The organism is Winogradskyella poriferorum (assembly GCF_036553625.1).
GTDB classification, from domain to species: domain Bacteria; phylum Bacteroidota; class Bacteroidia; order Flavobacteriales; family Flavobacteriaceae; genus Winogradskyella; species Winogradskyella poriferorum.
Window position 1 is genome coordinate 166,993 of sequence record NZ_JAZHOU010000005.1, and the last position, 20,555, is coordinate 187,547.

24 protein-coding genes are annotated in these 20,555 nt (G+C 32.8%); 14 read left to right on the plus strand and 10 right to left on the minus strand.

Annotation, left to right across the window (positions count from 1 at the left end; all coding sequences use genetic code 11):
* Window positions 1-16: 16 nt before the first annotated feature.
* The 9 genes from V1468_RS13850 to V1468_RS13890 all read right to left on the minus strand — a co-directional run bounded on the left by V1468_RS13850 (window position 17) and on the right by V1468_RS13890 (window position 9,112).
* On the minus strand, window positions 17-445 hold the full coding sequence (locus V1468_RS13850; protein ID WP_331810819.1) for a response regulator: 429 nt from the start codon (window positions 443-445) through the stop codon (window positions 17-19).
* Entirely contained in the window at window positions 442-2,301 is a 1,860-nt protein-coding gene (locus V1468_RS13855) for a PAS domain S-box protein (protein WP_331810820.1), read from the minus strand. The genes V1468_RS13850 and V1468_RS13855 overlap by 4 nt, the downstream gene beginning before the upstream one ends.
* Complete coding sequence (locus V1468_RS13860; protein ID WP_331810821.1) at window positions 2,298-2,708, minus strand: DUF7793 family protein; 411 nt, start codon at window positions 2,706-2,708, stop codon at window positions 2,298-2,300. The genes V1468_RS13855 and V1468_RS13860 overlap by 4 nt, the downstream gene beginning before the upstream one ends.
* A gap of 177 nt (window positions 2,709-2,885) precedes the next feature.
* Window positions 2,886-5,258 carry a sigma 54-interacting transcriptional regulator gene (locus V1468_RS13865; protein WP_331810822.1) on the minus strand — a complete coding sequence of 791 codons (2,373 nt, stop codon included), beginning with the start codon at window positions 5,256-5,258 and terminating at the stop codon, window positions 2,886-2,888.
* Between the two features lie 635 nt (window positions 5,259-5,893).
* The gene (locus V1468_RS13870) at window positions 5,894-6,658 is read right to left on the minus strand and encodes an MBL fold metallo-hydrolase (protein ID WP_331810823.1); all 765 of its coding nucleotides are present in this window, start codon (window positions 6,656-6,658) and stop codon (window positions 5,894-5,896) included.
* A gap of 58 nt (window positions 6,659-6,716) precedes the next feature.
* Window positions 6,717-7,295: a Crp/Fnr family transcriptional regulator gene (locus V1468_RS13875; protein ID WP_331810824.1), complete on the minus strand. Its 579-nt coding sequence runs from the start codon at window positions 7,293-7,295 to the stop codon at window positions 6,717-6,719.
* A 12-nt stretch (window positions 7,296-7,307) separates the two neighbouring features.
* Entirely contained in the window at window positions 7,308-7,940 is a 633-nt protein-coding gene (locus tag V1468_RS13880) for a transglutaminase-like domain-containing protein (protein WP_331810825.1), read from the minus strand.
* A 9-nt stretch (window positions 7,941-7,949) separates the two neighbouring features.
* A complete protein-coding gene (locus V1468_RS13885) occupies window positions 7,950-8,468 on the minus strand; it encodes a peroxiredoxin-like family protein (RefSeq protein WP_331810826.1) in 519 nt (172 codons plus the stop codon).
* Window positions 8,469-8,518: 50 nt separating this feature from the next.
* Complete coding sequence (locus V1468_RS13890) at window positions 8,519-9,112, minus strand: NAD(P)H-dependent oxidoreductase (protein WP_331810827.1); 594 nt, start codon at window positions 9,110-9,112, stop codon at window positions 8,519-8,521.
* 105 nt (window positions 9,113-9,217) lie between these two features.
* Between V1468_RS13890 and V1468_RS13895 the strand changes: the two genes are divergently transcribed.
* From V1468_RS13895 to gloA2, 7 genes are all read left to right on the plus strand, one after another.
* Window positions 9,218-9,577 carry a winged helix-turn-helix transcriptional regulator gene (locus V1468_RS13895; protein WP_331810828.1) on the plus strand — a complete coding sequence of 120 codons (360 nt, stop codon included), beginning with the start codon at window positions 9,218-9,220 and terminating at the stop codon, window positions 9,575-9,577.
* A gap of 16 nt (window positions 9,578-9,593) precedes the next feature.
* Window positions 9,594-10,166, plus strand: coding sequence for a Crp/Fnr family transcriptional regulator (locus V1468_RS13900; protein WP_331810829.1), 573 nt, complete (start codon window positions 9,594-9,596; stop codon window positions 10,164-10,166).
* 123 nt (window positions 10,167-10,289) lie between these two features.
* On the plus strand, window positions 10,290-11,036 hold the full coding sequence (locus V1468_RS13905; protein WP_331810830.1) for a type 1 glutamine amidotransferase domain-containing protein: 747 nt from the start codon (window positions 10,290-10,292) through the stop codon (window positions 11,034-11,036).
* An 8-nt stretch (window positions 11,037-11,044) separates the two neighbouring features.
* On the plus strand, window positions 11,045-12,250 hold the full coding sequence (locus V1468_RS13910) for an MFS transporter (RefSeq protein WP_331810831.1): 1,206 nt from the start codon (window positions 11,045-11,047) through the stop codon (window positions 12,248-12,250).
* Window positions 12,251-12,254: 4 nt separating this feature from the next.
* Window positions 12,255-13,193 carry an aldo/keto reductase gene (locus V1468_RS13915; RefSeq protein WP_331810832.1) on the plus strand — a complete coding sequence of 313 codons (939 nt, stop codon included), beginning with the start codon at window positions 12,255-12,257 and terminating at the stop codon, window positions 13,191-13,193.
* Between the two features lie 58 nt (window positions 13,194-13,251).
* Window positions 13,252-14,217 carry a TIGR03571 family LLM class oxidoreductase gene (locus tag V1468_RS13920; RefSeq protein WP_331810833.1) on the plus strand — a complete coding sequence of 322 codons (966 nt, stop codon included), beginning with the start codon at window positions 13,252-13,254 and terminating at the stop codon, window positions 14,215-14,217.
* Entirely contained in the window at window positions 14,217-14,603 is a 387-nt protein-coding gene (gene gloA2, locus V1468_RS13925; RefSeq protein WP_331810834.1) for an SMU1112c/YaeR family gloxylase I-like metalloprotein, read from the plus strand. Before V1468_RS13920 ends, gloA2 begins: the two co-directional genes overlap by 1 nt.
* Window positions 14,604-14,859: 256 nt before the next feature.
* Here the strand turns inward: gloA2 and V1468_RS13930 are convergent, their stop codons facing one another.
* The gene (locus V1468_RS13930) at window positions 14,860-15,243 is read right to left on the minus strand and encodes a hypothetical protein (RefSeq protein WP_331810835.1); all 384 of its coding nucleotides are present in this window, start codon (window positions 15,241-15,243) and stop codon (window positions 14,860-14,862) included.
* A gap of 229 nt (window positions 15,244-15,472) precedes the next feature.
* On the opposite strand from V1468_RS13930, the gene xerA reads away from it, so the two are divergent.
* From xerA to V1468_RS13965, 7 genes are all read left to right on the plus strand, one after another.
* Window positions 15,473-16,459 carry a site-specific tyrosine recombinase/integron integrase gene (gene xerA, locus V1468_RS13935; RefSeq protein WP_331810836.1) on the plus strand — a complete coding sequence of 329 codons (987 nt, stop codon included), beginning with the start codon at window positions 15,473-15,475 and terminating at the stop codon, window positions 16,457-16,459.
* Window positions 16,460-16,578: 119 nt separating this feature from the next.
* Window positions 16,579-17,007: a hypothetical protein gene (locus V1468_RS13940; RefSeq protein WP_331810837.1), complete on the plus strand. Its 429-nt coding sequence runs from the start codon at window positions 16,579-16,581 to the stop codon at window positions 17,005-17,007.
* A gap of 176 nt (window positions 17,008-17,183) precedes the next feature.
* Entirely contained in the window at window positions 17,184-17,753 is a 570-nt protein-coding gene (locus V1468_RS13945; protein ID WP_111126180.1) for an SRPBCC family protein, read from the plus strand.
* A 1-nt stretch (window position 17,754) separates the two neighbouring features.
* Entirely contained in the window at window positions 17,755-18,297 is a 543-nt protein-coding gene (locus tag V1468_RS13950) for a DUF4287 domain-containing protein (RefSeq protein WP_331810838.1), read from the plus strand.
* A 184-nt stretch (window positions 18,298-18,481) separates the two neighbouring features.
* Window positions 18,482-18,853 carry a transposase gene (locus V1468_RS13955; RefSeq protein ID WP_331810839.1) on the plus strand — a complete coding sequence of 124 codons (372 nt, stop codon included), beginning with the start codon at window positions 18,482-18,484 and terminating at the stop codon, window positions 18,851-18,853.
* Window positions 18,853-19,704, plus strand: coding sequence for an IS3 family transposase (locus V1468_RS13960; RefSeq protein WP_331810841.1), 852 nt, complete (start codon window positions 18,853-18,855; stop codon window positions 19,702-19,704). Before V1468_RS13955 ends, V1468_RS13960 begins: the two co-directional genes overlap by 1 nt.
* 41 nt (window positions 19,705-19,745) lie before the next feature.
* Window positions 19,746-20,234, plus strand: coding sequence for a hypothetical protein (locus V1468_RS13965; RefSeq protein WP_331810840.1), 489 nt, complete (start codon window positions 19,746-19,748; stop codon window positions 20,232-20,234).
* Window positions 20,235-20,555 lie beyond the last annotated feature (321 nt).

Consider the following 20,555-nt stretch of genomic DNA (forward strand, 5'->3'; position numbering starts at 1 on the left):
GTGTTAATAAAACCTATTAAGAGGTTTTTTTATATTGCTTAGTGCTTAAATGCTCTTCTAAAAGGCTGGCGAATTTTTCTACTGTAAATGGTTTACATAGATAGCCTGAACAAAAAGAATCATTAGTAGCTCTAGATATATCTTCTGAATAAAGCGAAGAGGTAAGCATGTAGACTTTAGATTTCTTAACAAGTTTTAGTTTTTTTAGGTTTTCTAAAAATTGAAATCCATCCATTTGGGGCATGTTAATATCTACCAGAATTAAATCTGGAATGTCCAATATCTCGGATTCTCCATTATTCTGGCATAACTTAAGAAAGTATAATGCAGATCCTCCACTAGTAAAATTCCTTGTTTTGATCTCTGGATTACATTTCTCAATAATCTTTTTTGTGACAAATAAGTCAACCTTATTATCGTCAACAATCATTACATTTTTAATCATTTTGTGTTATTTATTTGATTTGGGACTAATATTTTAAATGTGGTACCAGATCCTAATTTGGTATCTACCGAAATGGATCCGTTTAAATCTTCGACAATACACTTTACAATGTAAAGCCCTAAACCTGTACCTTGTTTTCCTTCATTACTGGCTCTGTAATAGATGTCAAAAATTTTATCTTTATTCTCATCACTTATTCCCATGCCATTATCCGATATCACTATCTGCATCTTATTAGATAACTGTTGAATATCAATACTAACTTTGGGTTTAAATTGTGCACTTAATGGCTTGCTATATATAATGGCATTCTGAATTAGATTTTGAAATATTGAACACAGTAATTCTCTATTTGTTAAAAATCTTTTTGTTTGATTTATACTAACATTAAAATCTATATCTCCATAACCATCTAAACCACTTAATGACTCTAGGGTTTTATGTACTTCTTTTTCAAAATTGATGATATTAAGCTCACCCTTCTTTTGAGAAATTGAAGAAGCGAATGCAAGATTATCAAACAGCAGTTTTCCTTGGCTTAATGTAGTGCTTAACATCTCTACCAGCTGCTTGGTATCAGAATCTATATTTTCTAATTTTATAAGCTCTATAAGACCTTCTGCTGATGTTATAGGTGCTTTTAAGTCGTGAGCAGATCGATATAAAAACAGCTCTAAATCTTTAGACTTTTCCTGTAATCGTTTTTCTAAGTTTTTACGCTTTGTAACATCAATCATTACTGCAGAAAAGTATCGTTCCTTACCACAATACCAATTGTGGATGGCTAGCTCTACCGGAAACTGTTTTCCGTCTTTTTTCTGAACTACTAATTCTGTTGTTTCACCTTTTTTGTTAGATGTAGAGGCATTCTTAATTTTTAGAAGTTCGGCTATACCATCATCTAGATAGTCTTTTGCTATTAGCATTTTTAAAGATTTACCTATAACTTCTTTTTCTGTGTAACCAAAAGCTAACTTAGCCCCTTTATTCCACTCCTTAATAATACCATGACTATCCGTAATTACTATAATACCAAAATCGCAAGATTTTAAAACCGATTTATATTTGGTCTCAACATCTTGTAGTTGTTTTAATATTTTTAAATTTTTTGTTTTATATTCTGTAGTAATATTTGCATAAGAAACATCTCCATACCTATCGAGAACTGGATTAATTCTTGAAACATAAAGCTCGTTTGCATCTTTATCTGGGTTATTTTCAAACTGAAAATCATTAGAAATTTTATCTACAAAAACTTCCTTTATCTTAGACCTAACAGCTTTGTGATAATCTTTAGGAATAAAATCATAGATATAAAAACCTACTACTTCGTCATAATCTCTAGTGAGCTCCTTATCAGTGGCTCTTATTATTTTGGCTCTATTATTAACTGATAATATTAAGTCATCAATATTTTTTAAAGACGAATTTTCAGTACTAAAAACCTTATCAAAACTGTTCTGAAATTTATTGTAAGCAGTAACATCTTTATATGTAACTAAAAATTTTTGGCAGCCTTGATTAGAATTTATAGGATATAAAGCTGTCTCTAACCAAAAATCTTTAAGTCCATTCAATTTATAATATAAAACACCTTGCCAAGATTTACCTTTATTAATTGCAGACCACAAGGATTTGTATACTTTATCTGCAACTAAGTGAGATTTTAGGATATCATTGGCTTCTCCTATTAATTGTTTTTTAGGTTTTTCAACTAGATTGCAAAAATTATCATTAACATAAATTAAACGTCCTATACTGTCAATGATTGAAATTGTCTGTTGAGACTCTAACACATTCAAAATCTCCAGACTGTAATCTTCAATTTTTATTCTTTCAAGTTTTTGCGCTCTCATACTTCTACTTTCTTTTTTGCCTCGCAATAATCTAAAGCTTCCTTGAAGGTGTTAAAAATCCTATACTGCTTGTCTGGTTCATAAATTCTTTTGTACGATAGAACTAATAGCTTGTTATTAATTTTATTAGTTACAAAAGCTTCGCATAAAATATTTTTTTGATATGATGTATTATTGATTAGTATTTTTGCTGCATCTATAGAAAATGAGCCTACAACATCTCTTAGATCTACTAACAACGGCATACATTCACCTTTTGCCAGTTGATCTATTATTTCTAAATACTGGTGTACATCTTTTTCGATAAGCTGCTGATTAATATTGCCACCTAAGAATTGACAAAACAGAATACCTCTTTCTGACCATAATCTTACAGTATCGAACTCATATGAAATTTTTTGGGGCATGGTTCATTTATGTTTGAAACCTATATTGCCAATAGTGTGCCATTAAAGATTTTTTAACAAAAAAAATAATTTAATTATTTGATTTTTAGACACTTATGGTTTTAGAACAAATATAAAGGCCCACGATATATCGTGAGCCTTTATATTTAAAAAACTAATTATCACGGAATTCCGTGACTAGACCTTTGCAATTCCTAATTTTTTCATTCTATCTCTAAGGGTACTAGGTTTTATGTCTAAAGCTTGTGCTGCACCATTAGAACCATCTATTTTCCATTTAAACTTTTCTAAGGTTTGTTTTATATGCATTTTTTGAACTTCATTAAGACTAAGAACCGTTAAATCAATTGGTGTTTCGTCCTCACCGTTTATAAATCCTGGTACGTACAATGAATTATCATTGCTTAAAATTACTGCACGCTCTATAAGATTTTCTAGTTCTCTAATATTACCTGGCCATTCGTAGTTGTATAAGGCTTGCCTGGTTTCTTGAGATATTAGCTCTATATTTTTACCATATTTTTTGCAAAATTTGTTGACAAAATGCTCTATTAAAATTGGAATATCTTCTGGTCTATCTCGCAATGGTGGGATATTAACAGGAAATACGTGGAGTCTGTAATACAAATCTTGTCTAAATCTGTTGTCTTCTACATCCTTTTGCAGGTCTCTGTTGGTTGCTGCAATTATTCTAATATCTACTTTTTTTACTTCAGAACTACCTATCGGCTCAATTTCAAACTCTTGTATTGCTCTTAGTAATTTTGGTTGCATATCTATTGGTAGTTCTCCAATTTCGTCTAAAAATAAAGTACCTCCATCTGCGAGTTGAAACTTACCTTCTTTATCACTAAAAGCACCTGTAAAAGATCCTTTTTTATGCCCAAACAACTCACTTTCTATTAATTCCTTTGGTATGGCAGCGCAATTTACTTTTATTAATGGTTTATCTGCCCTATCACTAATATTATGTATGGCTCTTGCAACAAGCTCTTTTCCGGTTCCTGTTTCTCCACAAAGCAAAACTGTAGCGTTAGTATTAGCTACTCGTTCTACATCAGTTAGTACATTACTAAATAATGCACTACCATACACCATATCTTCATAATTAAACACTAAATCTATCTCTTCCCTTAGGTACGTATTTTGCTGCTCTAATCCTTTTTTTAGCTCATTTAATTCTGAAATGGTAGATTTTAATTTCTTGTTTGTGCGCTCTAGCTCATTTTGAATTTTTTTGCGTTTTGAGTTTTCTAGCGCAAGAGAAATTACACTTGCAATTGTGGTTACAAATTGTTCCTCTTCTGATGTCCATATCCTTACATTACCAACTTCTTCAAAACAAAGTACACCAAATGGCTCATTAATGCCTATAATGTAGGCATCTAGCATAGACTTAATATTATACTTGTTTAAATAATTTTCCTTAAACTCTTCATTTATAGCTTTGTTATTATCAACGTCATCAACTTTTACAATTTTATTTTTATAGAGTTCTGTAAAATAGTTTGGGTAATTATCTATTTTCATTTCTGCATGGTTCAAAAACTTATCACCCTCCGCTTGGTACGCGACCAAACATTCTATTTTAGTTAAGTCTTTGTTGAAACGCCAAACGCTTACACGTTGTACTTTTAATACTTTTGAAGAAATTAAAGTGACATTTTTAAGAAATTCGTCAAAATTTTTATCCTTAAGATTTAGTAAGTTTATAATCGAATTCTTTTTTTCATTAGCCTTATGCGACTTTTCAATCAAAGAATTTTGAAACCTAACTTGTTGTGAAATGTCTACGGCTGTAGAAACATAACCCATTAACTCATTTTTTTCATTTAATATTTCCGTGGTTGTCAGAAGCACTTCAAAACGTTCGCCATTGGCCCTTTTAAAAGTTAACTGACCTCTAGTAAATTTTCCTTTCAGGTAATTTGATATGTAATTTTGAATATTTTCGTACTCCTCTGGTGGCCAGTGTGGAAAAGGTGCTTTTTCACCTAGAATATCATTTTCTGTATAACCCGTTAATTTTGTAAATGCTCTATTGACTCTTACACATGTTCCAAATTTATCAAGAATAAAAACAGCCTCATAAACACTAGCTAATAGACAGTCCGAAAATTTAGTAACTAATTTTAACTCTCTGTTAGTTTTTACAAGGTCAGTTATGTCTACTATTGATGAAAGAATTACAGAATTATCATCTTGTTCTAGCAACTGAAATGTGGCAAGACCAAAGGCTTTTTCACCAGACTTTCGTCGGATTTGTATCTTATGAGACTTTAGCAAATCCGATTCGTTAAGACTTGTATATAATTCTTCTAAGTAGGATTGGGTTACGATGTTAAGCTCTACACTTGTTTTCCCAATAACCTCATCACGCTTAAAACCAGCAAAATTTTCCCAAGATTCGTTTACTGCTATTATTTTACCGCTATCAAATTCGGATAAAACATTAGCTGCAGGACTAGAGTAAAATATCTCTAAGTAAGAATCACCTTTATCGAGATGAATCTCGGCTTTTGGTAATTCATTTTTTTTAAGACCTTTCATAGCATGAATGATTAAGTTAACAATAGAAACTACATTATCAAAACTGAAATCAGATCCCTAACAAATAATTAATCCCTATTATAATATACGAAAATTTTTGATACCATAGATAAAAGTCTATATGTATTTCGTTGTAATGCATGAGTTTAACAACAAGACACAAAAAATATAATCGTAAAATGAATCTGGCACACACACTGTCACGGCTTCAACTATTCATAACGATTTAGCCCGTAGCGCAGAAAATTATATTAATGTTAGTTTATCTGATGTTGCTATTGTAACTGACACAGAAATAACCGATTGGTCTCAACAAAACAATGCTATCTCAGTATTTGTAGAAGGAATTTACAAAGCACATAGAATAAAAATCAATCTTATTGATATTCCTATGGAGCATTAGTTTAATTAGTTAAAAGACTTTAAACGAAAATCATCATTAACCTATTAATGCATAACATAACTTTTTAGTATTCATCAATAGCACATTCAAAATAAAATTATAAACGAAGCTAAATTAAGACTTCAAAACTCAGACAAAACCATTGCTGAAATTGGTTACGATTTAGGCTTTGATTAACCAACGTATTCTTCAAGATTAAAAAAAAGGAAAAAAGACTTTACACCAACACAGTTTAGAAAGTAAGTGTTTCGCCATCTTCAGGAATAAACACTTTTTCTAAAAGACTTAATTCTGTAATATTTGTTCTTAATGTGCTTCGCTTTGTTGGACAGTGGTTAACCGCTTCCATATGGTTGGCGATGACTTTACCTGGTGCGTTTTTAGCAAACTTTAAAATATCATCCATAGTCATTAATAAAGGTTTAAAAATATCAAACTGTGCCGATCCTGCTGCAACAATACTAACTTCTGGTTTATAGTCTCTAAACACTCTATCAACAGCATCTGTATATATAGTATCGCTACTTAAATAAATTGATGGCTGATGAGATAACTGTATAAAAAATCCCATAACATTACCTGCTGGTTTGGCTACAAAGCCATAACCATGTTGTGCCGGAATTCCTTCTATGCTACCACCTAAAAACTCTGATTTTGTCCAATATTCAATAGTTTTTACAATGTTTAAACCTTTTTTTGAAAATGTTTTTTCATCTTTTACACTACAAAACACAGGGATATTTTTCTCTTTTAAGAAATCTTCTGCAGGTTTGTCAATATGATCTGGATGGTTGTGCGTTATAACACAATGCGTAATTTTATCTAAAAAGGTTTTGCTAATTTCTGGTAATTCTACAATAGGATTTTTAACAGGTTTAAACCTAAAAAATGTAAATGGTGGTAAAGATCCTTTTGGACCAAGCATAGGATCTACTAGAATAAAATGATTATTTGCTTCTATAACCATTGTGGCATTCCTAAAATGATGAATTTTCATATTGCTTACATGTTTTTGCAAAGATTCTAAACGCATTACACATAGGCATTGATTCAAATCAAGAAATACGTTTTCGAATACGACTTAAAGTTTCTGGTGTAACATTTAGGTAGGATGCAATGTGGTATTGTGGAATATTGTCTAGCCAGTTGGGTCTGTAAATAATCAGCTCTTTGTATAGTTCATCTGGTGTTTTAGTAATACGATTGTATTCAAAAAATTCCTTTTGTTTCAATAATCGCTGAAACGAAATTTCTATAAACGATTTTCCGCATTCGTACTTATCTAATAAGTCTCTAAATGCATTTTTTTCAACAGCTAATAGTTCTACTTCTGTTATACATTCTTGGTTTTTGTTAGTTGCCGTATCATTGATAAACGAACTTAAATCTGTGATAAATTGTGGTTCGGCATAAAAATTAATGTTAGTCTCTTTGTCTGGTGTGGCATAATACTCTCGTACTACACCAGAGTTGAGAAACCTTAAATAATTTTCGGTGGTATTTGCAACAAGAAGAGTTTCGCCTTTAGCTACTTTTTCAACTTTAAATAAACCGAATAGTTCGTTTAATCCGTTTTGATTTAAAGGATATTCGGTTTTAAAAAAGGCTTGAATCTGACTTAGTTCTGATTGCAAATTATGTTTGTTTTAAATTACAATATGATCCTGATCTTTAAATCTTTCATAAAGACTAGGATAATTTGATTTAAATGTGTCCCTTATAAAATCTAATGGCACATCTTCAAAATGACCATAATCTTCTATGTAGGTCATAAATTTATGGTCGTCTTTATTGTATTCTTGCAGCACTGCATCTTCGGTACCATTAAAATCTAAAACATCTACATTATAAATAGTACATAGTTCTTTATTAAACGCAGGCGAACATTTAACCCATTTACCATTATAAAATACATCTACCAAACCATGAGGTGTCAGCTCATTAGTGCCAATCACTTTTTCTAAGCGCTCAGTAGCAATATGGTTAGATACCTTAGCTAAATGTAATCTTGCAGGAATATTAAAGGCGCGTAAACAAGCAATGTATAAAATGGCTTTATCAATGCAATGTCCATCTGGTTTTTTTGCAATATTACTGGCTTTAAAATGCGCTTTTGTTAAACCAATATTAAAAGGTAGATACCGCCAACCATCTCTAACTTTTAGATACAATTGTTCTATAATATCTTGTTGAGAAGTTAAATGTTTGACGTCTTTTATAATATCTTTTATGGCAGGACTGTCGTAATCGTAGTAATATGTTTTTTCGGTGTAATTCATATTACAAATTTATAACATTTCGCCTCTTGCAGGATAACCTGAAGACACAATATAATCTACAGCCTTTACAAATGACGGTAAATAAGGTCTACCCCAAGGATTACTATTTATAGCAGAATAATAGACTTGATTGTTATTATCTATTAAAAATAGTCCTGGTTCACTAAATGTGTCTGGTTCACCGTCTTTTACAGCTTTACTTAAATATAATCCCCAGTTTTTAGCAGTTTCTAAATCTAAGTTATAACCTAATTGTAATTCTGATAGTTCCCATTTTTGACGTGATAAGCGTGCTCTAGACTCAGAATCCATACTTACAGCAATAACGTTAACGCCTCTTTCTTTAAATTCTGGTAATAACTCTTCTAACTGTTGTAAATATTTTTTGCACAATGGGCAATGTAAACCTCTATAAAAAACCACTAAAGTGAAATTTTCTGGTTGCTGATTGTTAATCTGCCATTCGTTACCATCTAATACTGGAAAAGTTAAATTTGGTGCGCTATGTTTTGGTGTTGGTCTGTTCATTTTATATATGTATTAGTTATGATTTATTAAACGTGAAAACTCTTAATGGATTATAGTTTTTGAAGCAACTCTTCATTTATATGTTTTTCAAATCTCGCAAAGTCATTTTCAATATCTGGATTTTTCATCACGTCGTAAGCAAAAAATGTTTTTAAAGGCTCTAAACCAAACCATTTAAAGTTAAGGTGCATTGGCAATAATAAGTCGTCTTCACTTTTACCAGCAAAAAAAGCTTCCTCAGGATTGTTAAAAGACTCTTTAGGCGCATTTGCAGTTACAGACATCATATATTTACCTTTTAATAAGCCACCTAAACCATAATTCTTTTTTGGCGCTTCAGAAGTACGACCATCACCTTGCGATAGTTTTCCCATCATACCTGCAGTAAATACATCATCCATATATTTTTTAAACGACCACGTAATGCCCATCCAGTTTAAAGGCGTTTGTAAAAATACCACATCTGCCCAAAGAAATTTTTCTACTTCCTCATCTACATTGTATTCATTTTGAGTTACGGTAGTTTTTATGTTTAAGTTAGCCTCTTTTAATTGAGCTGATAGTTTTTCAACAAAAGATTGATTTAATTTTCCTTCTGCAAACGGATAATATTGATGACCATTAATAATTAAAATATTTTTCATTTTTATAAAATTCTAAATTAGTATTGCAAAGAAACTAATAATAGTTTATTTTTGAAACCAATATAAAATAAACCACCTTAAAAAGTGGTTACAAAACGGTAACTAATGGGAAGAAAAGTAATTGACAATCCTAATTTATGTTCTTTAGTTCATGCCATGAACGTTATTGGAAATAAGTGGAAACCGATTTTAATTTACTTATTAGCTAACGGAAGTTTACGCTTTGGTAAGTTGTTAATGTTTACACCTACCATATCAAAAAAAGTATTGACAGAACAATTACGAGAGCTTGAAGAAGATGGGATTATTATCAGAAAAAAATATGCCGAAATACCACCACGTGTAGAATATTCTTTATCTGAAAAAGGCAAAGCTTTACTACCTATTTTAAAGGGTTTAAGCCAGTGGACTCAAGATAACTATCAGGACATTGAGTTTGAAGCATGCAGAATAGTAACCTTATAATTTCTATTTTTGAAGCATGCAAGACAAATACCAACTCTTAAGACAACATTTTGAAGAAATTGTAACACTTACAGATGAAGAGTGGAATTTTATTGTACCTCATTTTGAACATAAAAAACTCAAAAAGCATCAGTTTTTAATTCAAACAGGACAACCTGTAGATTGCGAATTTTGGATTATCAACGGACTTATAAAATCTTATGCTGTAGATGAAAAAGGTAGTGAGCACATTCTTCAGTTTGCAATGGAAGATTATTGGGTTAGCGACTACTACGCATTTCAGCATCAAATACCTGCTACAATTTTTGTAGATTGTATAGAAGATTCTGAGTTTTTCTGTTTGTCTTTAGAAAGTCGTGAAACCATTTGTCAAAAAATTCCCGCTATGGCAAATTTCTTCCGAATAAAATCTAATTATGGATTTATTGGTTTGCAGCAACGTATACTGTCTTTGTTAACACAAACTGCCGAAGAACGTTACGACGCTTTATTATTTAAACTTCCAAAATTAGTACAGCGTGTACCTAAAAAACTGATTGCAGCCTATTTAGGTGTATCTAGAGAAACCTTAAGTCGTTTTAAAGGTTAAAAAAGTGATATACATCACACTTTTGGGTTGCGCTACATCACTTTAAAATCGTGACATACATCCTCGCACAAGTAGTGCTTTTCATTGAATTTTGTACCAGAATTTTAAACCAAAAACAAAACAATGAAAACAAGATTTTATTTCTCAGCAATCGCTTTGCTTTTTAGCATTGCCTTAATAGCACAAACCAAACAAGATAAACCAAGTGTATTAATGGTACTTTCTAGTCATCAAGAATTAGGTGACACAGGTAAAGACACTGGTTATTATTTAAGTGAAGTTACTCATGCTTACGAGGTTTTTGAAGCTAATAATTATGAAATCACTTTAGTAAGTCCAGAAGGCGGCAATCCACCAGTAGATGGTTTTGATCTTAAAGATGAAGTGAATAATAAATATTGGAATGATGCAACGTTTCAAAATAAACTTCAAAACACATTAAAAGTTTCAAAAGTAAAAGCTAAAAATTACGATGCCATTTATTATGCTGGTGGACACGGCACAATGTGGGATTTTCCAAACAATAAAAAACTAGCAAAAATTGCTGCAAAAATTTACGAAAATGATGGTGTTGTAGCAGCTGTTTGTCATGGTCCTTCGGCTTTGGTAAATATTAAATTATCTAATGGTAATTATTTAGTTGAAGGTAAAACGGTAAGCGTATTTACAAATGAAGAAGAAGCTAATGTAAAATTAGAGAATGTGGTACCATTTTTATTAGAAGACAAACTTATTGAACGTGGTGCAACTGTAGATAAAGCAGCTATGTGGCAAGAAAAAGTAAGCGTAGATGAGCGTTTAGTAACAGGTCAAAATCCTGCTTCTGCAAAATTAGCAGCAGAAAAAATCGTAGAACTTTTAGAGGATTAACACTAATAATGAAAACGCAAACAGCAACTCTAAGAGCTAAATCTAAACGTAAAAGTTTACCAGCCGCATTATGGGCATTAACCATAAGTGCATTTGGTATAGGAACTACAGAGTTTGTTATTGTTGGCTTACTGCCAACAGTAGCAAACGATTTAAACACCTCAATATCCTCTGCAGGTTTATTAGTAAGTCTATACGCAGTTGGTGTTGCAATTGGAGCGCCAGTATTAACTGCATTAACAAGTCAAGTTGCAAGAAAACGACTGCTAATAGCTATAATGCTTTTATTTATAATTGGTAACGGATTGGCAGCTATTGCACCAAGTTTTATCTTACTAATTTTAGCTAGAATCTTAACAGGCTTTACGCATGGTGTGTTCTTTTCAATAGGCTCAACAATTGCAGCTAGTTTAGTACCAGAAGATAAGCGTGCTTCTGCCATTTCTATAATGTTTGCAGGTTTAACTGTAGCAATCGTTACAGGTGTACCATTAGGAACCTATATAGGGCAAAATTTTGGATGGCGTGCCACCTTTATAGGTGTTGCTATCTTAGGAATTATTGGTGCGGTAGCAAGTTACTTTTTGGTACCAACATCAATTAAATCATCAAAACCACTGCGTATTGTAGATCAGTTAAAAGTACTTAAAAACCGTTCTATTTTACTGGTGCTTGCTATTACAGCTTTAGGCTATGGTGGTACTTTTGTAACCTTTACTTATTTAGCACCTTTATTAGAAGAAGTTACTGGTTTTTCAGCAAATATGACTAGTGTTTTATTACTAGTTTACGGTATCGCAATAGCGTTAGGAAATGTTATTGGCGGTAAAGTATCTAACAAAAAACCAGGAAAAGCCTTAATGGTAATGTTTGCCTTACAAGCTATAGTATTATTTATACTTTATTTTACAGCATCTAGCCAAATATGGTCGGTAGTTACGCTATTTTTTATGGGCATATTAGCTTTTTCTAACGTACCAGCATTACAATTGTATGTAGTGAAAATGTCAGAAAAGTATTTACCTGGTACCGAAGATGTTTCATCAGCTTTAAATATAGCAGCTTTTAATGTAGGTATTGCAATTGGTGCTTATGTTGGCGGACTTATTGTTGAATCTTCGCTTGGTGTTGGCGCAACACCTTGGGTTGGTAGTATTTTAGTAATAGTCGGCTTTTTAATCACTTTAATTTTATACAAAAAAGAAAAACTTTAAAACCATGAAAACCTTACAATTTAGAAATAATGACGAAATGCCAATTTTAGGTCTTGGTACCTTTAGGTCAGAACCTAACGAAGTGTACACGTCGGTATACGAAGCTATTAAAATTGGATATAGACATATTGATTGTGCATCAGTTTATGGTAACGAAAAAGAAGTAGGAAACGCTATCGCAGATGCCATTAAAGGCGGTATTGTTACACGTGAAGACTTATGGATTACTTCAAAATTATGGAGCGATTCTCATGGAAGAAAAAATGTTGTTCCGGCGTTACAAAACACCTTAAATGATCTACAGTTAGACTATTTAGATTTATACCTTATCCATTGGCCAGTTGCCTTTAAAAAAGGTGTTGAGTTTCCTAAAAAAGCAGAAGAATTTATTCCGCTAGAAGACAAACCACTTACGGACACTTGGAAAGGTATGGAAGATGCTTTAGAGCAAGACTTAACTAAGCATATTGGGATGAGTAATTTCAACCAAAATGATTTGATAGATATTATTGATCATGCTAAACATTTACCAGAAATGCTTCAGGTAGAAGTGCATCCGTTTTTACAACAAAACGAACTGTTAGAATTCGCTAAAGCACACCGCATTCACATGACGGCTTATGCGCCAATTGGTTCTGGTGCAAATGAAGATGACGATTTAAATCTGTTGAAAAACAAAACTATTAACGAAATCGCAACTGCTAATAACATGACAGCAGCACAAGTACTTCTAGCTTGGGATATACAACGTGGTGTTTCGGTAATACCAAAATCGGTTAACCCAAAACGTCTTCAAGAAAACTTTGATACCATTCATTTTGAATTGAAAGAAGACGATATGAAACGTATTGAAGCTTTAGATAAACATCATCGTTTTATAGATGGTACATTTTGGGAAGTTGAGAATGGTCCATATACCGCAGACAGTATCTGGAATGCTTAATAGAACAACATCAGGTAGCTGTATAGTTACCTGATGTTATTGAATTCAAAAAATTGCTATGAAAAATTTTGATAAACTCTACACACCAGGTAAAATGACGCTTGGTATTGAGTTTCCGTTAGATAACGATTGGTCTTTAGAAGGCGATAAAAAACGAAAGGAAGACGGTAGACCATTTGGCGTGCCAGATATCAGTAAGCATTTACAGTATGTTAGACAAATTGATAAGGCTGGTTTTGCTGCAGTTTGGATTAGAGAAGTACCTGTTTATGATCCTAATTTTGGTGATGGTGCACAGTTATTTGACACCTTAAGTTATTTAGGGTATTTATCTGCCGCAACTAAAAATGTATTGTTAGGTACAGCTGCAATAGTTTCACCATTACATCAACCTATAAAACTAGCAAAAGCAACTGCAACCATAGAACATCTAAGCGACAGCAGACTTATTTTGGGCTTAGGTTTGGGTGATAGACCTGTTGAGTTTCCTATGTATGGTATTGATTATCAAGAGCGACCAAAATTGTTTAGAGATCATCTAAACATTATGCAAGAGGCTTGGAAAACCAACAGCGATTTATCTACCATATATCCTTTTTTAAATAAAGGTGTTGCCGTGTACCCAAAGCCAAAACATCAAATTCCGCTAGTCGTTGCAGGACATTCCGGACAAAGTCTCGAGTGGATTGCCAAAAATGCTAATGGTTGGTTTAATTATCCAAGAACACCAGAAGAAACCTATTTAAACCGTAAACGATGGTGCGAAGCGTTATACGATACAGATCAGGCTTGCAAGCCTTATATTTCGGCATTTCATTTAAATCTGTTACAAGATGATAATGCCACATTTAAACCACATCGATTTGGTGGTGCAATTGGTATTAATCATTTAACCGAATTATTAAAAGCCTACGAAGAAGCAGGTGTAAACCACATGGCATTACATTTACGAAAATCGGATACACCTTTGGATGAAGCGATAGATAAAATTTCCGAAATCATTTTACCAAATTTCAATTCATAATGCAGTTACAATCCGTTCATCATATTGCCATTATCTGTTCAGATTACGAAGTGTCAAAAGTATTTTATACAGACATACTTGGTTTTAGCATAAAACATGAAGTCTATCGTAAAGACCGAGATTCTTACAAGTTAGATTTGACTTTAAACAATCAATATGTAATAGAATTGTTTTCGTTTCCTAATCCGCCAAAACGCGTATCGCAACCAGAAGCGACAGGATTACGTCATATTGTTTTTGGTGTAAATAATTTAGAAGAAAGTTTACAATACTTAGATTCAAAAAAAATTACACATGAAGGTATTAGAATAGATCCGTTTACCAACAAGAAGTTCACATTCTTTAATGATCCAGACAATTTACCTATTGAATTATATGAGTTATAAAAGGTGTAAAAAAGAAAAGACCCAAACAGAAAAGCTGCTTGAGTCTCATTTAGTAGCGGGAACTGGACTCGAACCAGTGACCTTCGGGTTATGAGTTCGAGGTACAAATTTCTTACTCCCTGTTTACAAGGGTTCCCAGCGGTCTATTTTACAAAAACGTATGCACTTTCGTATGCAAATCGTATGCAGTTTGATGTTGAGGTTCAACATTAAATTTCGTTGTTCAAAAGTAACAAAATTTCTGCTTAAAGCGGATTTATTTCTTCATGTAATCTTGCCATTTGATTAGGACAAACTTATCGTTTCCGTTTTCTTTCTTTCTCAAAAAACCGTATTCATAGACAAACAGATAAACATCACCCTTTTGGTTCTTCCAATAATGCGTAAAGAACTTTGGGTCAAATCCCTCCCCTTCTAGTATTGATTGCCTAACCACCGCTTTGCCTGCCTTGTTATACTCTTTTAAAATCTTTCGATTCAATCGTAATTGATTATCTACTTTATTGTAGAACCGTTCTGGGCGTTCCCTTTCAACTTTGTACTGATGCGCACTCTTACACCTTGGGTCGCAATATTTTTTGTCGATCCTGCCCGTCAGTTTTTTACCACAATTGAGACATTCTTCTTGTAATCTATTCATTTCTTGAATTTAAGTGTATCCTATACGCAAGTTATTCGAATAAAATACGGCTTATATTTTTAAGTTTATATAATTTGACAAGAAAAAAATGGAATTACGTAAAACCGTCACCTTAAAACATCTTTTGATAAACAAGAGAAAATGCATCGGCATCCAATTCAATTCCGATAAAGTATTGCATGCTCTTATTGAGGCTATACCAAACATTTCTTGGAGCGCCGAGTTCGCTATGTACTACCTCCCTAATCGAAAGTCTAATATAGACCTGATATTCAAAACGTTTCACGGAGTGGCTTGGGTTAATGGTAACTATTTTTTTCAGGAAAAAGTTGTTAACGACAACAATCCCGTCATTAAACTGGACAGGTATAGGAATAGAACACTTGAGAAAGGTTACAAACCATGCCCAGAATCTTACCTACTTAAACTTGAACTGAAAAGGTATTCAGCAAATACCGTTAAAAATTACGTTTCGAGCTTTGAATCCTTTATCAACCATTTCAAGGACAAGGAACTTAATGAAATAAACGAAGCAGATATTAGAAAATACCTGCAGTCTATGATAAAAGAAGGGGTTTCAGATTCTCATGTGAACCTCATGATTAATAGTATAAAGTTCTATTACGAAACCGTCCTTGGTATGCCCAACCGCTTCTACTCCATAGAACGGCCCAGAAAGAAAAAGACACTGCCCAAAGTTCTTTCTAAAGAGGAAGTCTTGAGAATGATCGACTGTACTAGCAATATAAAGCACAGATGTATTGTCGCCCTATTGTATTCTTCAGGCCTCCGACGCAGTGAACTTTTGAAGTTACGCACAACGGATATTGATAGTAAAAGAATGGTAATCAACATCAGAGGTGCCAAAGGATGTAAGGACAGATTAACGGTTTTAAGTCCTAGTCTTTTAACCGACCTTAGGGATTACTACAGAGAGTACAGACCCAAAAAACACCTTTTTGAAAGCCCAAAGGGTGGTAAGTATAGTGCTTCGAGCGTACTAAAAATAGTGAAAAGAGCGGCAATTAGAGCTAAAGTAAAACAAAAAGTAACACCTCATATGCTTAGGCACAGTTTTGCCACACATCTTTTAGAAGAGGGCACAGACCTGAGACATATTCAATTGTTACTAGGGCATAATTCTACCAAAACAACGGAAATTTATACTCATGTTGCAAACAAAACCTTTGGTGAAATAAAAGATTTGTTATCTTAGACGTATAATGTAGATATACGTAATACGTATATCCAATTGTTACCACACATATGAGAAACAGCATACTAATTACAATATTTTTGATTTCGATAAACAGTTTCTCGCAAGAGAAAAGAAAAATGTTTCAATCGGAATTTGCTCGTTTTACAATCCAATGTGAAAAGATTGGGAGATTATTAATTGACAAAACAGCTGAATCGAATCTAACGGAATGGTTTGAGGGCGATGATTTAGATAAGTTCAAATCTGAACTTGCGGAATTTGAATCCGAAATTGACAAATCTGAATTAGATGTCACTTATTATTTATCGTTAATGAATGAAAGCCCATTAATTTATAGGTTTGATTTTCGCAATGCAGAAACTCGAAAATCGTTCGGACAAATCTACATTCGATTTATAAATCGTGAGAATATATTAGTTGATAACATAAACATAGTTACTAAATCAAAAATGGAGGAAATAGAATTGGAATCTGAAAATTCTGAATTACCAAAACTTCCGCCACCACCAAAACTACCGAAAGAAAAAAAGAAAAATGGAAATTAAAATACGTGTGGTAACAACGTGTATAGCTCATTGCGGCTGAATTCCTAATCGGAATTCATTGCAATTTGTTATCTTTCGGTCACGGCGGAAAATCCTAGCGGATTTCTCGCAACAAGCCATACACAAAACCGTTACCCACAATTTGAAAAAAAATCGTCACAACCAAAAAAACCGATATGAAAAACATACTGATTATCCTTTTTGTAGTCTTTTTGACTTCATTAACATTCGGACAAGAAAAAAGAGTTGTATCAATAATTGATTCGACCAAAACACCAGAGTTAGTTTTAATTCAAGAATTTACAGTCAATTCACCAATCGATTCCGTTTGGAATGCTTATACAACGAAAAAAGGTTGGGAAAGTTGGGCCGTTCCTCTCGCAGAAATTGATTTAAAAGTTGGTGGATTTATAAAAACGAATTACAACAAAGCAGGAAAAATTGGAGACAGCACAACAATCGTAACACATATTATTAATTACGTTCCCAAAAAGCTGATTACACTTCAAGCTGAGATTACCGACAATTTTCCGGAATTTATGAAAAAAGAGGCAAAAGACTTTTATAATGTAATCTACTTTGACGAAACCGAAAAAGGAAAAACAAGTGTAAAATCGTACGGAATTGGATATAAGAACAACCCTAAATATCTTTCACTAATGGAATATTTCATACCTGCTAACGAAAAGTTATTAATGAACTTAATTTTGTATTTAGAAACAGATACAAATTCAAAAAAGGAATAATATGGACAAAGCACTTCAAACAATGATTGACAATATGCCTGAAAAAACGGGCAAATCTTTGAGTGAATGGAAAAAGGTGCTCAAATCAAAGTCTTTTGCCAAACATTCAGAAGCAGTAAACTTTCTTAAAAAAGAACACAATGTAACACATGGATTTGCGAATACGATTGTCGCATTGTCAAAAGAAGAAAATGAAACACCAACCGACCTTGTTGAAAACCAATATAAAGGCAAAGAAAATTTAATTCCGATTTATGAAAACCTGTTAGCTGTCGTAAAAGAATTTGGAAAAGATGTTACAATCACACCAAAAAAGACAAGCGTAAGCGTAATCAGGAAAAAACAATTTGCATTAATAAAACCTGCGACCAAAACAAGAATCGATTTAGGGTTAAAACTCAAAGACAAACCGACAACAGACAGACTTGGAAATTCAGGACCTTTTGGAACAATGTGTACACACAGAGTTAAGTTATCGAATGTCAGCGAAATTGATAGCGAACTAAAAAAGTGGCTGATGGAATCCTATCAAAATGCGGAATAAAAACTGTGGGTAACAATGTATATAAAAAATAGCGGTTTAATCGCTTAAACGAAAGAAAATGAATAAATTAAAGGTCTGTTATAATCTGAAAAGTTAGTTCGTAAAATCCGCTACTTTTCATATACAAGACCGTTGTAAAACATTATGACCCGTCCTGAATAAAGGCTACATAATTTCAAACATTATGTATAAAAATGACAAAGTAATCAGACGGTATTCAGAACCTTTTAAACTGAAAATTTTAGACGAACTTACAACAGGAAAACTAAATAAGTATCAACTGGGCAAAGCTTACGGTATTGCACCAACTACCATCAATGAATGGATCAGGAAGTACAACAGAAAAGACCTAATGAACACCAGAGTAACCGTGAAAACTAAAGACGAAATAACTCGCATCAAGCAACTTCAGAAAGAGATTGAACAGCTTAAAAAACTTCTTTTGAAAAAGGATATGGATGCTCTCATAGACGACTCTTATCTCGAAGTGGCCGCAGAACAACTTGGATACAAATCGGTTCTGGAACTAAAAAAAAAACTAAGTATCAAGCCTTAATCAAAGCTAGAGAAAAGTCAAAGGGATCTGTTTCTCTAACTACTATAACTGCTTGTTTTGGACTTAAACGTGATGCCTACTACAAATACAAACGTAGAGAAGGCCAACGTTTAGAGACAGAGAAAAAGATTGTAGCTATAGTAAAGAACAGGCGCAGATCCCTTCCTAGAGAAGGTGTCAGGAAACTTACCAAATCACTAGATGAAGAGTTTACAAATGCCAATTTAAAAATAGGTAGGGACACCTTATTCAACATTCTTAGAAAACACAACATGCTTACACTTAGAAAGAAATACAGCTCAAGAACAACGAACTCATTGCACAGGTTCTACAAGTACAAGAACATCATTAAAGATCTAGAAGTAACAAGGCCCAACCAAGTTTGGGTAAGTGATATTACCTATATCAGAACTATAAAAGGATTTTGCTATCTAGCACTCATTACCGATATGCACAGCCGTAAAATAGTAGGATACGACATCAGTAATAGTCTAGAGTTAAAAGGCTGTGAGAGAGCTTTAAATAAAGCTTTATATCAAGCTAAAGACACTACTGGACTTATACATCATTCCGATAGAGGAATACAATATTGCAGCAATCAATACACACAAATACTAAAAAGAAACAACATTGGTATTAGTATGACAGAAGAAAATCATTGTTACGAAAATGCAATCGCTGAACGTGTAAATGGCATCTTAAAAGACGAGTTCTATCTCGACCAAACCTTTGATAGCCTACAACACGCAAAGAGAGCAACAAAAAATGCAATTAATCTGTACAACGAAATAAGATTACATTTATCTTTAAATTATAAAACACCAAATATGGTATACAAATTAACAGCGTAAATCAATTTTTAACCTGTAGCCATATTTCAGGACGAGACATTATGAGAAAAAAAATTACATACATTTTATTTTTGGCTTTAATGTTTGGGTGCAAGGATTCAAAAAATGGAACTAATCCAATTAGTTTCGAAGATTCTATTGATTTTTTAGTTCATAAATTGGACAAAAGCAACGTGAAACTTTATGAAGACCAAACTATTGTTGAAGTTAAATTTGAATTATTAGACAGAAAAAAATGTGAATGTGAATATTCTTATAGATATGGTTGGAATAACTCAAGTCGTAAAATTTCCAAATTTAATTTAATTGATGCGTATTATATATCGCCAAATAAAACTGGTGGTGGCATTTTTGGTGTAGTAGAAATACGTTTTGAAAAAGAGAGCGTTTTTTACGGAACTTCAGAAACTTGGGGCGACGAAGTTACAATATATACTACGGATTCGGATGTAAACCAAATCGGTAAAGCATTTGAAAATCTAAAGAATATTTGTGCGAAAAAAAACAAATCTGATTTATTTAGCGAGTGAAATTAAAAAACTGAATATTGCCGAATAAAATATGATTGAAATATTGTGAAGAATAACGTTTTACAACAACGTATATAGCTCATAGCTAATTAGTTACTTAATTCAAAGTTAAGGCCTATTTGCAAGTCCGCCAAATTTTTTAATTTGGCTTATTGATAAAAAAAGGTAATAAGAAAATTAAAAAATTCGGCTCGTGCTCAACCGAAAATAATCGCTATTTTGCACGCTACGAGCCATATACAAAACCGTTGTAGCCAATTAGAAAAATGAAATCACGAATGGCAATTGGAATAGGAATTATAATAGCATTGTTCGCTTTGA

Excerpts from the sequence above, each read along its gene's own strand:
- V1468_RS13850 (WP_331810819.1), bottom strand. The coding sequence starts at position 445 with ATGATTAAAAATGTAATGATTGTTGACGATAATAAGGTTGACTTATTT.
- V1468_RS13855 (WP_331810820.1), bottom strand. The coding sequence starts at position 2,301 with ATGAGAGCGCAAAAACTTGAAAGAATAAAAATTGAAGATTACAGTCTG.
- V1468_RS13860 (WP_331810821.1), bottom strand. The coding sequence starts at position 2,708 with ATGCCCCAAAAAATTTCATATGAGTTCGATACTGTAAGATTATGGTCA.
- V1468_RS13865 (WP_331810822.1), bottom strand. The coding sequence starts at position 5,258 with ATGAAAGGTCTTAAAAAAAATGAATTACCAAAAGCCGAGATTCATCTC.
- V1468_RS13870 (WP_331810823.1), bottom strand. The coding sequence starts at position 6,658 with ATGAAAATTCATCATTTTAGGAATGCCACAATGGTTATAGAAGCAAAT.
- V1468_RS13880 (WP_331810825.1), bottom strand. The coding sequence starts at position 7,940 with ATGAATTACACCGAAAAAACATATTACTACGATTACGACAGTCCTGCC.
- V1468_RS13885 (WP_331810826.1), bottom strand. The coding sequence starts at position 8,468 with ATGAACAGACCAACACCAAAACATAGCGCACCAAATTTAACTTTTCCA.
- V1468_RS13890 (WP_331810827.1), bottom strand. The coding sequence starts at position 9,112 with ATGAAAAATATTTTAATTATTAATGGTCATCAATATTATCCGTTTGCA.
- V1468_RS13895 (WP_331810828.1), top strand. The coding sequence starts at position 9,218 with ATGGGAAGAAAAGTAATTGACAATCCTAATTTATGTTCTTTAGTTCAT.
- V1468_RS13900 (WP_331810829.1), top strand. The coding sequence starts at position 9,594 with ATGCAAGACAAATACCAACTCTTAAGACAACATTTTGAAGAAATTGTA.
- V1468_RS13905 (WP_331810830.1), top strand. The coding sequence starts at position 10,290 with ATGAAAACAAGATTTTATTTCTCAGCAATCGCTTTGCTTTTTAGCATT.
- V1468_RS13910 (WP_331810831.1), top strand. The coding sequence starts at position 11,045 with ATGAAAACGCAAACAGCAACTCTAAGAGCTAAATCTAAACGTAAAAGT.
- V1468_RS13915 (WP_331810832.1), top strand. The coding sequence starts at position 12,255 with ATGAAAACCTTACAATTTAGAAATAATGACGAAATGCCAATTTTAGGT.
- V1468_RS13920 (WP_331810833.1), top strand. The coding sequence starts at position 13,252 with ATGAAAAATTTTGATAAACTCTACACACCAGGTAAAATGACGCTTGGT.
- gloA2 (WP_331810834.1), top strand. The coding sequence starts at position 14,217 with ATGCAGTTACAATCCGTTCATCATATTGCCATTATCTGTTCAGATTAC.
- V1468_RS13930 (WP_331810835.1), bottom strand. The coding sequence starts at position 15,243 with ATGAATAGATTACAAGAAGAATGTCTCAATTGTGGTAAAAAACTGACG.
- xerA (WP_331810836.1), top strand. The coding sequence starts at position 15,473 with ATGTACTACCTCCCTAATCGAAAGTCTAATATAGACCTGATATTCAAA.
- V1468_RS13940 (WP_331810837.1), top strand. The coding sequence starts at position 16,579 with ATGTTTCAATCGGAATTTGCTCGTTTTACAATCCAATGTGAAAAGATT.
- V1468_RS13945 (WP_111126180.1), top strand. The coding sequence starts at position 17,184 with ATGAAAAACATACTGATTATCCTTTTTGTAGTCTTTTTGACTTCATTA.
- V1468_RS13950 (WP_331810838.1), top strand. The coding sequence starts at position 17,755 with ATGGACAAAGCACTTCAAACAATGATTGACAATATGCCTGAAAAAACG.
- V1468_RS13955 (WP_331810839.1), top strand. The coding sequence starts at position 18,482 with ATGTATAAAAATGACAAAGTAATCAGACGGTATTCAGAACCTTTTAAA.
- V1468_RS13965 (WP_331810840.1), top strand. The coding sequence starts at position 19,746 with ATGAGAAAAAAAATTACATACATTTTATTTTTGGCTTTAATGTTTGGG.